The following is a 12,461-nucleotide window of genomic DNA, read 5'->3' on the forward strand; positions in this document are numbered from 1 at the left end:
CTCCGGGGCGACGCCCGCCTACGCTGACCTTGTGACAGCTTCCCCGCCGGAGCCCCTCGCACGCCTGCGCCGCGACCGCCCGTCGGGCCTGTTCGTCGGGCTGACGACGCTCGACGTCGTGCACCGGGTCGGCGCGCCCCCGGACCCGAACACGAAGGTCACGGCGCGCCGCCAGGACGTCGCGGCAGGTGGCCCTGCGGCGAACGCAGCGGTCGTGTTCGCGGCGCTGGGCGGACGGGCCACGCTGGTGACGGCGCTCGGGTCGGGCGCGGCGGCGTCGGCGGCCCGCGGCGACCTCGAGGCGCACGGGGTGCGCGTGGTCGACGTCGCGCCGCGCGGGTTCGCGCTGGCGGTGTCGGCGGTGGCCGTCGACGAGCGCACGGGCGAGCGGACGGTCGTCTCGCCGGACGGCGGCCGCCAGGAGGTCGCCGCGCCGGGCCACGTGCACGAGCTGGTGCGAGGCCAGGACGTGGTGCTCCTGGACGGGCACCACCCGGCGCTGCAGACGGTCGCGGCGCGCGCGGCCCGCGCGGCGGGGGTGCCGGTCGTCCTGGACGCGGGCCGGTGGAAGCCCCACCTGGCGGAGCTGGTGCCGTCCTGCGACGTGGTGGCGGCGTCGGCGGACTTCCGCCTCGGGGCCGAGGCGCCCGGGCGGGGCGACGCCGTCGGCCCCGGGCTGCGTGCCGTCGGGGTCCCGCGGGTGGCGGTCACGCACGGCGGGGCCCCGGTCGAGTGGTGGGAGGACGGGCGCTCGGGCACGGTCGCGGTGCCGCCGGTCCGCGCGGTCGACACGCTCGGTGCGGGCGACGCCTTCCACGGGGCGCTGGCATGGTCGCTGGCGTCCGGGGCCGGGTTCGTCGCGGCCCTCGAGGAAGCGGCGCGGGTCGCGTCGCTCCGCGTCACCGTGGCCGGGCCGCGGGACTGGCTGGCGGCCCTCGCGTCGGGCCCGGACGCGGAGGCGGACGAGGATCCCGTCGAGGTGTCGGCGCGCGAGGAGCTCGTCGCGAGGGCCCGCGCGCTCGTCGACCGGGCCCGGGCGGACGGACGGCGGCGGGTCCTCGGCGTCGCGGGTCCGCCGGGTGCGGGGAAGTCGACGCTCGCGGCGGAGGTGGCCGGCGCGCTCGACGGCGCGGCGGTCGTCGTCGGGCAGGACGGGTTCCACCTGGCCCAGCGGGAGCTCGAGCGGCTGGGCCGCGCCGACCGCAAGGGCGCCCCTGACACGTTCGACGCGACCGGCTTCGTAGCGATCCTGGAGCGCCTGGTGGCCCAGGGGCCGGACGACCCCGACGTCGTCGCACCCGAGTTCCGGCGCGAGCTGGAGGAGCCCGTGGCCGGCGCGGTCGCGGTGGGCGCGGACGTCCAGCTCGTCGTCGTGGAGGGCAACTACCTGCTGCTCGACGACGGCCCGTGGGCTCGCGTCCGGTCCCTGCTCGACGAGGCGTGGTTCCTCGCGCCCGACGACGCGGCCCGGGTCGAGGAGCTCGTCGCGCGCCACGTCCGGCACGGGCGCTCGCCCGAAGCGGCCCGCGCCTGGGTCGGACGGTCGGACGAGGCGAACGCCGAGGTCGTGCGGCCGGGCGCCGCGCGCGCGGACGTCGTCGTGCGGCTCGCCGACTGGTAACCTCGGAACCCGCAGAAGGGGAGTATTCCTCAGCGGCGACCTCGTCATCACGAGCGTCCGGCCCGGTCCCGGGTCGGTGAGCGCTCCGGGGCGTCGGCCCGGCCCACGGGCGGAAGAGACCTTCGGTACCCGTCGTCGTACCGGAGGTCTCTCACATGGATGTTCCCGTCTGGGTGTGGCTCGTCACCGTCGTGGTGATCCTGGCCATGCTGGCGGTCGACTTCGTCGGCCACGCCCGTGTCCCGCACGCGCCGTCGATGCGCGAGTCCGCGTGGTGGTCGGCCGCGTACGTGGCGGTGGCCCTCGTGTTCGGGCTCGTCGTATGGGCCGGCTGGGGTGGCGGCTTCGCCGGCGAGTACTTCGCCGGGTACATCACCGAGAAGAGCCTCTCGGTCGACAACCTCTTCGTGTTCGTCCTGATCATGGCGACGTTCCGGGTGCCCCGGCTGCTGCAGCAGAAGGTCCTGCTGCTGGGGATCTCGGTCGCGCTCGTCCTGCGGACGATCTTCATCCTGCTCGGCGCGGCGCTCGTCGAGAACTTCTCGTGGATCTTCTACCTGTTCGGCGCGTTCCTGCTGTGGACCGCCTGGTCCCAGCTGAGGCACGCGCGCGGCGGCGACGACGAGGAGTACCACGAGAACGGGTTCCTCCGGCTCGTCCGGCGCACGCTCCCGGTGACGGAGGACTACGTCGAGGGCCGGATGGTGGTGCGCCGGGCGGGTCGTTGGCTCGTCACGCCGCTGCTCGTCGTCATGCTGGCGATCGGCAGCGCGGACCTCCTGTTCGCGGTCGACTCGATCCCCGCGATCTTCGGCCTGACCCAGGAGACGTATCTCGTGTTCGCGGCGAACGCGTTCTCGCTGCTCGGCCTGCGCCAGCTCTACTTCCTCATCGACGGCCTGCTCGACCGGCTCGTCTACCTCGCGTACGGGCTCGCGGCGATCCTGGCGTTCATCGGGGTCAAGCTCGTGCTCCACGCCCTGCACACGAACGAGCTCCCGTTCGTGAACGGCGGCGAGCACGTGGACGTCCCGGAGGTGTCGACGGCCGTGTCGCTCGGGTACATCGTCGTCGTGCTCGCCCTGACCACCGTGCTGAGCCTCTGGGCGGACCGCCGCCGCCGCGAGCTCGCCGACCCCCTCCGGAAGGACCGCTGACCCGTGCACGACATCCCCACCTGGTTCCGCGCGGTCAGCCTCGCGGTGCTCGCGCTCCTCCTCCTCGGCGACCTGTACCTCGTGAGGCGGCGCCCCCACGTACCAACGGTCAAGGAGTGCCTCGCGTGGATCGGGTTCTACGTCGGCCTGGCGGTCGTGTTCGGCGGACTGCTGTACCTGGTGGGCGGGGGAGCGCCCGCGACCGAGTTCTACGCCGGGTGGCTCACCGAGTACAGCCTCTCGGTCGACAACCTGTTCGTCTTCGTCCTGATCATGGCCTCGTTCGCGGTGCCGAAGGAGCAGCAGCAGCGCGTGCTCATGGCGGGCATCGTGATCGCCCTGGTGCTCCGCGGCGTCTTCATCCTGGCCGGGGCGGCGCTCATCGAGCACTTCACCTGGATCTTCTACTTCTTCGGCGCGTTCCTCGTCTACACGGCGGTCACGCTCGTGCGGGGCGGCGGCGAGGAGGAGGAGTACCACGAGAACCGCCTCGTCGGCCTGGTGCGGCGCGTGCTGCCCGTCACCGACCACTACGACGGCGGCCGCCTCACGACGCGCGTCGACGGGCGCCGGTTCCTCACGCCCCTGCTCGTCGTCTTCGTGGCGATCGGCACGACCGACCTGCTGTTCGCGTTCGACTCGATCCCCGCGATCTTCGGGCTCACCCAGGACCCGTTCATCGTGTTCACCGCGAACGTGTTCGCCCTCATGGGGCTGCGCCAGCTCTACTTCCTGCTGGGCGGGCTCCTCGACCGGCTCGTGTACCTGCCGATCGGGCTCGCCGTCGTCCTCGCCTTCATCGGCGTGAAGCTCGTGCTCGAGGCGCTCCACGAGAACACGGTGCCGTTCGTCAACGGCGGTGACCCCGTCCCCGTGCCCGAGGTTCCCACGTGGCTCTCGCTCGTCGTGATCGTCGTGGTGCTCGCGGTCGCGACGCTCGCGAGCCTGTGGCGGGCGAGGCGCCTCGGCGCCGACGCGGCATCGAGCACCCGAACGTAGCCCGCCGACGTCGAACGGGACGTCACCGTCGGCGACGCGTGAGGCGGGCGATCGCCGGGCGGTGTCAGGACGTAGGCGCCCAGGGACCCATGACCTGGACCCACTCGCGGACGTCGCGCCGGGCGACGAGGCCCGCGGTGCGGAACGGGTCGCGGTCCAGGACCGCGGCGACGGCATCGGCGTCGGCCGCGGTCATGACGAGCAGCGCGCCGTCCCCCCGGCCCTCGGCGGGCGTCCAGGGGCCCGAGGCGAGCAGCACGCCCCGCCCGAGCAGGTCGGCGAGGAACGCGCGGTGCGCCGGACGGACGTCGTCGCGGGTCGCGGTGTCGTCGCTGTACGTGTAGAGGACGGCGAACACGGGCTGGGCGGGCACGGTCATGCCGCCATTGAAGCGCACTACCAGCCGCGCTCGCGCCACTCCTCGAGGTGCGGACGCTCGGCGCCGAGGGTCGTCGGGAGGCCGTGCCCGGGCAGCACGACCGTGTCGTCGCGGTAGACGTCGAACACCCGCGCGACGACGTCGGCGTGGAGCCGGGCGAACCGCTGCGGGTCGTGCTGCGTGCTCCCGACGCCGCCGGGGAAGAGCGAGTCGCCCGTGAACAGGTGGGTGCGCCCCGGCACCGCGTCCGGCGCGGAGGCGGTCCCGGGCTCGGTGTACGCGAGCGCGACCGGCCCGGGCGTGTGGCCGCGCAGCCCGACGACGGCGAGCTCGACCTGTCCGAGGCGGAGCCGGTCGCCGTGGTGCAGAAGCCGGTTGACCGCGACGCCGGTCGCCGCGGTGATCGCCGCGGCGTCGTCCTCGCCGGCCGCGGCGACGGCGCCCGTCGCCCCGGCCACCTCCGCGAGCGCGCCGAGGTGGTCGCGGTGCCCGTGCGTCGTCACGACGACGTCGAGCCGGCCGTCGGGGGAGCCCTCGCGGACGAGCGCGAGGAGCCGGTCCGGCTCCGCGGCGGCGTCGACGAGGAGCTGGGCGCCGGTCGCCCGGCAGGTGAGCAGGTAGGCGTCGTTGTTCATCGGTCCGACGGCGAGCTGCCGCAGGACGAGGTCGTCGAGGGTGAGCACGCGCCCATCGTCCCCCGGGGCACCGACGCCCGCAGCCAACAGCGGTCGAACATGTGTGCGATTGTCGGTGGCGCGCCCTACGATGGTGCGGTGACCAATCGCCTCGTGATCCAGGGTGCGCGCGAGCACAACCTCCGCAACGTCGACCTCGACCTCCCGCGCGACGCGATGATCGTCTTCACGGGCCTGTCAGGCTCGGGCAAGTCGTCCCTCGCGTTCGACACGATCTTCGCCGAGGGCCAGCGCCGCTACGTGGAGTCGCTCTCCGCGTACGCGCGCCAGTTCCTGGGGCAGATGGACAAGCCCGACGTCGACTTCATCGAGGGCCTGTCGCCGGCCGTCTCCATCGACCAGAAGACGACCAACCGCAACCCGCGGTCGACCGTCGGGACGATCACGGAGATCTACGACTACCTGCGCCTGCTGTTCGCGCGCGCGGGCACGCAGCACTGCCCCGTGTGCGGGGAGAAGGTGCAGGCGCAGACGCCGCAGCAGATCGTCGACCGGCTGCTCGAGCTCCCCGAGGGTGCCCGGTACCAGGTGCTGGCGCCCGTGGTGCGGGGCCGCAAGGGCGAGTACGCCGACCTGTTCAAGGAGCTGCAGGCCAAGGGGTTCGCGCGGGCCCGCGTGGACGGGCAGGTCGTGCAGCTCACCGAGCCGCCGGCGCTCGAGAAGAAGCTGAAGCACGACATCGAGGTGGTCGTCGACCGCCTGGTGTCGCGCGAGGGCGTGCAGCGCCGACTGACGGACTCCGTGGAGACGGCGCTCGGGCTCGCCGGCGGGCTGCTGCTCGTCGAGATGGTGGACGCGGAGGAGGACGACCCGGAGCGGCTGCGTCGCTTCTCGGAGCGGCGAGCGTGCCCGAACGACCACGAGCTGACGCTCGACGAGATCGAGCCGCGGACGTTCTCCTTCAACGCCCCGTACGGGGCGTGCCCGGAGTGCACCGGCATCGGGTTCCGGCTCGAGGTCGACCCGGACCTCGTGATCCCCGACGAGGAGAAGACCCTCGCCGAGGGCGCGGTGGCGCCGTGGGCGCAGATCTCGAGCGAGTACTTCGTCCGGGTCATGTCGGCGCTGTCCGACGAGCTGGGCTTCTCGATGGACGTGCCGTGGCGGGCCCTGCCCGAGCGGGCGAAGAAGGCGATCCTCTACGGTCAGGACCACAAGGTCCACGTGCGCTACAAGAACCGCTGGGGCCGCGAGCGGCAGTACTCGACCGGCTTCGAGGGCGTGGTGACCTTCCTCGAGCGCCGGCACCACGAGACCGAGTCGGAGTGGTCCAAGGAGAAGTACGAGGCCTACATGCGCGAGGTCCCGTGCCCGGTCTGCCAGGGCACGCGCCTCAAGCCCGAGGTGCTCGCCGTCAAGGTCGGCGGCCGGTCCATCGCGGACGTGTGCCGGCTGTCCCTGCGCGACGCGCACGCGTTCCTCGGCGCGCTCGAGCTGGGGGAGCGGGAGCGGCGGATCGCGCAGGAGGTCCTCAAGGAGATCGGGGCCCGGCTGGGCTTCCTGCTCGACGTCGGGCTGGACTACCTGTCGCTCGAGCGGCCGGCGGGCACGCTGTCGGGCGGCGAGGCGCAGCGCATCCGGCTGGCGACGCAGATCGGGTCGGGCCTCGTCGGCGTGCTGTACGTGCTCGACGAGCCGTCGATCGGCCTGCACCAGCGCGACAACCGCCGCCTCATCGACACCCTCACCCGGCTCCGCGACCTCGGGAACACGCTGATCGTCGTCGAGCACGACGAGGACACGATCCGCACGGCGGACTGGATCGTCGACATCGGCCCCGGCGCGGGCGAGCACGGCGGCCACGTCGTGCATTCCGGCGACCTCAAGGGCCTGCTCCGGTCGCGCGAGTCCATCACGGGCGCGTACCTCGCGGGGCGCCGCAGCATCCCGATGCCGGACGTCCGGCGCCCGGTCGACCAGGGCCGCAGGGTCACGGTGGTCGGCGCGCGCGAGCACAACCTCCAGGGCATCGACGTGTCGTTCCCGCTCGGCACGTTCACCGCGGTGACCGGCGTCTCCGGCTCCGGCAAGTCGACGCTCGTCAACTCGATCCTCTACACGGTCATGGCGAACGAGCTCAACGGCGCCCGCCAGGTCGCCGGGCGGCACACCCGCGTGACGGGCCTCGACCAGCTCGACAAGGTGGTGCACGTCGACCAGGGACCGATCGGCCGCACCCCGCGGTCCAACCCCGCGACGTACACGGGCGTGTGGGACCACGTGCGCCGGCTCTTCGCGGAGACCACCGAGGCCAAGGTCCGCGGGTACACCCCCGGCCGGTTCTCGTTCAACGTCAAGGGCGGTCGCTGCGAGGCGTGCTCCGGCGACGGCACCCTCAAGATCGAGATGAACTTCCTGCCCGACGTGTACGTGCCCTGCGAGGTGTGCCACGGCGCCCGGTACAACCGCGAGACGCTCGAGGTCCACTTCAAGGGCAAGACGGTCGCCGACGTCCTCGACATGCCGATCGAGGAGGCCGCGGACTTCTTCGCCGCGGTGCCCGCGATCAGCCGGCACCTGCGGACGCTCGTCGACGTCGGCCTCGGGTACGTGCGGCTCGGCCAGCCGGCCCCGACCCTGTCCGGCGGCGAGGCGCAGCGCGTGAAGCTCGCCAGCGAGCTGCAGAAGCGGTCCACCGGGCGCACCGTCTACGTGCTCGACGAGCCCACGACGGGCCTGCACTTCGAGGACGTGCGGAAGCTGCTCGCGGTGCTGCAGTCGCTCGTCGACAAGGGCAACACCGTCATCGTGATCGAGCACAACCTCGACGTCATCAAGAACGCCGACTGGGTCATCGACATGGGCCCGGAGGGCGGGTCCGGCGGCGGCCGCGTCATCGCGGAGGGCACGCCCGAGCACGTCGCCGGGGCCGCCGGGAGCCACACCGGGCGCTTCCTCGCCGAGGCGCTGCCGGACGCCGAGGTCACGGAGGAGCGCCGCAGCGCCTGAGCGCGAGGGCGCGCGGCCGGCCGACGACCCGGGTCCGGCCGGGCGTCAGCCCTGCGGCTGCGCGATGCGTGCGGGTGCGGGCTCGACCGTGACCGGGAAGTTCACCGACCGGGCGATGAAGCAGTGCTCGTGGGCGAGCTCGTGCACCCGCGCGAGGGCCTCGTCGTCGGCCCCGGACCCGGCGTCCACGGTCACGCGAGGCCGCAGGATGACGTCGACGAACTGCCCGGCGCCGCTGGACTCCACCCGCATGCGGCCGGTCGCCTCGTCGGTGTACTCGCGCACGACGACGCCGTGGCTCGAGGCGAGGTGGAGGAACCAGAGCATGTGGCAGTCGCTCAGCGACGCCACGAAGAGCTGCTCGGGGGAGTACCGCGCGGGGTCGCCGCGGAACGCCGGGTCGGCCGACGCCGGGAGCGCGGGGAGCCCGGGGAACTCGACGGTGTGGTCCCGCGAGTACGACGTGTACGAGCTCGTGCCGGAGTCGCCGGCGCCCGTCCAGGTGATCGTGGCGAGGTAGTCGTGGAAGGCTCCCATGGCCACACCCTAGTGGCGTGCGTCACAGGGCGCGCGGGTCCGTGGGGAGCCACCGTCGTCGTCGGTGGGCGCTACTAGGCTCGTCCGTATGGCCGATCCCGCGACGTACCGCCCTGCCCCGGGTGAGGTGCCGACCGACCCGGGTGTCTACCGCTTCCGCGACCAGCACGGCCGGGTCATCTACGTCGGCAAGGCGAAGAACCTCCGGTCGAGGCTCGCGAACTACTTCCAGGACGTCGCGAACCTCCACCCGCGCACGCAGACCATGGTGACGACGGCCGCGTCGGTCGAGTGGACCGTCGTCGGGACCGAGGTCGAGGCCCTCGCGCTCGAGTACTCGTGGATCCAGGAGTTCGACCCGCGGTTCAACGTGAAGTACCGGGACGACAAGTCCTACCCGTACCTGGCGGTCACGCTGGGCGAGGAGTTCCCGCGCGCCCAGGTCATGCGCGGGGCGAAGCGCCCGGGGACGCGCTACTTCGGCCCGTACGGTCACGCGTGGGCGATCCGCGAGACCCTCGACCTCCTGCTGAGGGTCTTCCCGGTCCGCACGTGCTCGTCGGGCGTGTTCCGGCGCGCCCAGCAGACGGGCCGGCCGTGCCTGCTCGGGTACATCGACAAGTGCTCGGCCCCGTGCGTGGGCCGGATCAGCCCCGAGGACCACCGCGCGCTCGCCGAGGACTTCTGCGACTTCATGGCGGGCGACACGGCGCGGTTCGTGAAGCGCCTCACGGCGCGCATGCAGGAGGCCGCGGGGTCGATGGAGTACGAGCAGGCGGCGCGGCTGCGCGACGACATCCAGGCCCTCGAGCGCGCGACCGAGAAGAACGCCGTCGTGCTGGGCGACGGCACCGACGCCGACGTGTTCGCGCTCGTGGGGGACGAGCTCGAGGCGGCGGTCCAGGTGTTCCACGTGCGCGGCGGGCGCATCCGCGGGCAGCGGGGCTGGGTCGTGGAGAAGGTCGAGGACGTCACGGACGCGGAGCTCGTCGAGCACCTGCTGCAGCAGGTCTACGGTGCCGACGGCGACCGCCCCGCGGGGCCGGTCGCGGACGCGGACCGGTCGGCCGTCCGCCGGAGCGGGCGGACCGCGGACCGGGACGCCGACGCCCGGCGCGCCCGCACGAACGACGCCGTGCCGCGCGAGGTGCTGGTCCCCGTCCTGCCGTCCAACCACGACGAGGTCGTGGCGTGGCTGTCCGGGCTCCGGGGGGCGCGGGTGGACGTGCGCGTCCCCCAGCGCGGCGACAAGGCCGAGCTCGCCCGGACGGTCCGGACCAACGCGGAGCACGCGCTGGCCCTGCACCGCACGCGCCGGTCGGGCGACCTGACGACGCGCTCCCAGGCGCTCCGCGAGATCCAGGAGGCGCTCGGCCTCGAGACGGCGCCGCTGCGGATCGAGTGCTACGACATCTCGCACAACCAGGGCACCTACCAGTCCGCGTCGATGGTCGTCTTCGAGGACGGCCTGCCCCGCAAGAGCGAGTACCGGCGGTTCGCCGTCCGCGGCCCGGAGGGCGACGGCGCGCGCGACGACACCGCCGCCATGCACGAGGTCCTGACGCGGCGCTTCCGCCGCTACCTGGAGGCGCGCGACGGCGTCTCCGACGTCGAGCTGGACTCGGTCGAGGAGGAGGCGGCGCCCACGCCTCGGGCGACCGACGTCACCGGCTCGTCGGGCCCGGTCGCGGGCCCGGCACCGCTCGACGAGGAGGGCCGTCCGCGCCGGTTCGCGTACCCGCCCAACCTCGTCGTCGTGGACGGCGGCCCGCCGCAGGTCGCCGCCGCGGCGCGTGCGCTCGAGGAGCTCGGGGTCACGGACGTCGCGCTGTGCGGCCTCGCGAAGCGGCTCGAGGAGGTCTGGCTGCCGGGCGAGGAGTACCCGGTCATCCTCGAGCGCTCGTCCGAGGGGCTGTACCTGCTCCAGCGCGTCCGCGACGAGGCGCACCGGTTCGCGATCACCTACCACCGCAGCCGCCGCAGCAAGGGCATGACCGTCTCGGCGCTCGACGACGTCCCGGGCCTCGGCCCGGCGCGCCGCAAGGCGCTGCTCGCGACGTTCGGGTCGGTCAAGAAGCTGCGGGCCGCGACCGCCGAGGAGATCGCGACGGTTCCCGGCATCGGGGAGTCGACGGCGCGCGCGGTCGTCGCGGCGCTGGCCCCGGAGCCGTCGTCCGCTGGCATGCTGGACCGATGAGCCACGAGCCCGACCCCTCGACCGTCCCCGTCGGCATCCCCGCGGTCGAGGCCGCGACGCCGGCGCCCGAGGCGACCGAGCGCGAGGTCGTCATCGTCACCGGGATGTCCGGCGCCGGGCGGACGCGCGCCGCCGCCGCCCTGGAGGACCTGGGCTGGTACGTCGTCGACAACCTGCCGCCGCGCATGATCGTCCCGCTGGTCGACCTGATGACCCGGTCGGGGTCGTCGGTCGAGCGGATCGCGGCCGTCGTCGACGCGCGTGGGCGCGAGTTCTTCTCGGACCTGGAGGAGGTGCTGGGCCACCTGCGCCAGGCCGGCGTGTTCTACCGGATCCTCTACCTCGACGCGTCCGACGAGGTGCTGGTGCGCCGCTACGAGCAGGTGCGCCGGCCCCACCCGCTGCAGGGCGAGGGCCGGGTGCTCGACGGCATCGCCGCGGAGCGGCGCCTGCTCGCTCGCGTGCAGGAGCGCGCCGACGTCGCGATCGACACGTCCGAGCTGACCGTCCACGACCTCGCGCGCGAGGTCCGTGCCGCCGTGGCCGACGGCGCCCCCGACACCCTCCGGATCAACGTCGTGGCGTTCGGGTTCAAGTACGGGCTCCCTCTCGACGCCGACCACGTGGTCGACGTCCGGTTCCTCGCGAACCCGTACTGGATCACCGAGCTGCGGCACCTGACGGGGCGCGACGCGCCCGTCCGCGACTACGTGCTGGCCCGGCCGGGCGCGCTCGAGTTCGTCGACCGGTACGTCTGGGCGCTCGAGCCGGTGCTCGCGGGCTACCTGAACGAGGAGAAGCGGTACGTGACGATCGCGGTCGGGTGTACCGGTGGCAAGCACCGCTCGGTCGCGATCGCCGAGGAGCTCGCCGTGCGGCTGCGGCGCCGCGGCGAGCGGGTGCTGGTCACGGCACGCGACCTCGGGAAGGAGTGAGGTGGGTCCACGCAGCGCGTCCCCCGCGGTCGTCGCGCTCGGCGGGGGGCACGGGCTGTCGGCGTCGCTCGCGGCGCTGCGCCTGCTCTCCGAACAGCTGACGGCCGTCGTGACGGTCGCCGACGACGGCGGCTCGTCCGGCCGGCTCCGCGCCGAGCTCGGGGTGCTCCCGCCGGGCGACCTCCGCATGGCGCTGTCGGCGCTGTGCGACGACTCGGAGTGGGGGCGGACCTGGCGCGACCTGCTCCAGCACCGCTTCAGCTCGGACGGCGAGCTCGACCACCACGCCGTCGGGAACCTCATCATCGTGGCGCTGTGGCAGATCCTCGGGGACACGGTCGAGGGGCTCGACTGGGTGGGCCGGTTGCTCGGCGTCCACGGGCGGGTGCTGCCCATGTCCTCCGTGCCGCTCGAGATCGAGGCGGACTGCCGGGTCGACGGCGAGCTGGTGACCGTCCGCGGCCAGAGCCGGGTCGCGAAGGCGCCGGGTCCCATCGAGGAGCTGCGGATGGAGCCGTCGGACGCCGCAGCGTGCGCCGAGACGATCGACGCCGTCCGGGCCGCCGACTGGGTCGTCCTCGGCCCGGGGTCCTGGTACACCTCGGTCATCACGCACCTGCTCGTGCCCGACCTCGCGGCCGCCCTCCACGAGACGTCCGCGCGGCGCTGCGTGACGCTCAACCTGGAGCCCGAGGTGGGGGAGACCGACGGGCTCGGCCCGACCGAGCACCTCGAGCTGCTGCACCGGTACGCCCCCGACCTGCGCGTGGACGCCGTGGTCGCCGACCCCACGGCGGTCGACGACACCGACCGGCTGGCCCGGGCCGCGGACCGCATGGGCGCGCGCCTGCTGCTGCGCCAGGTGAGCCGCGGCGACGGCAGCGCCCGCCACGACCCCCTGCGGCTCGCGAGCGCGTACCAGGACGCGTTCGACGGGTTCTGGGGCGACGTCGGAACGCGGGCCTGACGAGCGTGGGTGGCAGGATGCTCCC

General features: G+C 73.6%; 10 protein-coding genes. 7 read left to right on the forward strand and 3 right to left on the reverse strand.

Translation table 11 applies throughout. The annotated features are described in order from the left end of the window. Positions 1–31 precede the first annotated feature (31 nt). From ACLQ14_RS04955 to ACLQ14_RS04965, 3 genes are all read left to right on the forward strand, one after another. Positions 32–1,621 (forward strand): nucleoside/nucleotide kinase family protein, encoded by a 1,590-nt coding sequence (locus ACLQ14_RS04955; protein WP_425810500.1) that lies wholly within the window; start codon positions 32–34, stop codon positions 1,619–1,621. Positions 1,622–1,776: 155 nt separating this feature from the next. Further along, positions 1,777–2,778 carry a TerC family protein gene (locus ACLQ14_RS04960; RefSeq protein ID WP_425810502.1) on the forward strand — a complete coding sequence of 334 codons (1,002 nt, stop codon included), beginning with the start codon at positions 1,777–1,779 and terminating at the stop codon, positions 2,776–2,778. 3 nt (positions 2,779–2,781) lie between these two features. Then, entirely contained in the window at positions 2,782–3,777 is a 996-nt protein-coding gene (locus ACLQ14_RS04965) for a TerC family protein (protein ID WP_425810504.1), read from the forward strand. Between the two features lie 64 nt (positions 3,778–3,841). Here the strand turns inward: ACLQ14_RS04965 and ACLQ14_RS04970 are convergent, their stop codons facing one another. Further along, a complete protein-coding gene (locus ACLQ14_RS04970; RefSeq protein WP_425810506.1) occupies positions 3,842–4,156 on the reverse strand; it encodes a YciI family protein in 315 nt (104 codons plus the stop codon). 17 nt (positions 4,157–4,173) lie between these two features. Beyond that, the gene (locus ACLQ14_RS04975) at positions 4,174–4,839 is read right to left on the reverse strand and encodes an MBL fold metallo-hydrolase (protein WP_425810508.1); all 666 of its coding nucleotides are present in this window, start codon (positions 4,837–4,839) and stop codon (positions 4,174–4,176) included. 90 nt (positions 4,840–4,929) lie between these two features. Here ACLQ14_RS04975 and uvrA point away from each other — a divergent pair, with 90 nt between their 5' ends. Beyond that, on the forward strand, positions 4,930–7,800 hold the full coding sequence (gene uvrA / locus ACLQ14_RS04980) for an excinuclease ABC subunit UvrA (RefSeq protein ID WP_425810510.1): 2,871 nt from the start codon (positions 4,930–4,932) through the stop codon (positions 7,798–7,800). Between the two features lie 45 nt (positions 7,801–7,845). On the opposite strand, the gene ACLQ14_RS04985 is transcribed toward uvrA, so the two are convergent. Further along, on the reverse strand, positions 7,846–8,337 hold the full coding sequence (locus ACLQ14_RS04985) for an OsmC family protein (RefSeq protein WP_425810513.1): 492 nt from the start codon (positions 8,335–8,337) through the stop codon (positions 7,846–7,848). Positions 8,338–8,425: 88 nt separating this feature from the next. On the opposite strand from ACLQ14_RS04985, the gene uvrC reads away from it, so the two are divergent. Genes uvrC through ACLQ14_RS05000 form a run of 3 tightly spaced genes read left to right on the forward strand, consistent with a single transcriptional unit; the run spans position 8,426 to position 12,436 of the window. Then, the gene (gene uvrC / locus ACLQ14_RS04990; RefSeq protein ID WP_425810515.1) at positions 8,426–10,534 is read left to right on the forward strand and encodes an excinuclease ABC subunit UvrC; all 2,109 of its coding nucleotides are present in this window, start codon (positions 8,426–8,428) and stop codon (positions 10,532–10,534) included. Continuing rightward, a complete protein-coding gene (gene rapZ / locus ACLQ14_RS04995; protein ID WP_425810517.1) occupies positions 10,531–11,469 on the forward strand; it encodes an RNase adapter RapZ in 939 nt (312 codons plus the stop codon). Before uvrC ends, rapZ begins: the two co-directional genes overlap by 4 nt. A 1-nt stretch (position 11,470) precedes the next feature. Continuing rightward, positions 11,471–12,436, forward strand: a complete 966-nt coding sequence (locus ACLQ14_RS05000; RefSeq protein ID WP_425810520.1) for a gluconeogenesis factor YvcK family protein — start codon at positions 11,471–11,473, stop codon at positions 12,434–12,436. Positions 12,437–12,461: the final 25 nt, after the last annotated feature.

The sequence above is a fragment of the Luteimicrobium sp. DT211 genome, assembly GCF_049844995.1.
Classification (GTDB): Bacteria; Actinomycetota; Actinomycetes; order Actinomycetales; family Cellulomonadaceae; genus Luteimicrobium.

What these genes read in the sequence shown, in the direction of transcription:
- ACLQ14_RS04985 (WP_425810513.1), bottom strand. Translation starts at nt 8,337, where the DNA reads ATGGGAGCCTTCCACGACTACCTCGCCACGATCACCTGGACGGGCGCC.
- rapZ (WP_425810517.1), top strand. Translation starts at nt 10,531, where the DNA reads ATGAGCCACGAGCCCGACCCCTCGACCGTCCCCGTCGGCATCCCCGCG.
- ACLQ14_RS04970 (WP_425810506.1), bottom strand. Translation starts at nt 4,156, where the DNA reads ATGACCGTGCCCGCCCAGCCCGTGTTCGCCGTCCTCTACACGTACAGC.
- uvrC (WP_425810515.1), top strand. Translation starts at nt 8,426, where the DNA reads ATGGCCGATCCCGCGACGTACCGCCCTGCCCCGGGTGAGGTGCCGACC.
- ACLQ14_RS04960 (WP_425810502.1), top strand. Translation starts at nt 1,777, where the DNA reads ATGGATGTTCCCGTCTGGGTGTGGCTCGTCACCGTCGTGGTGATCCTG.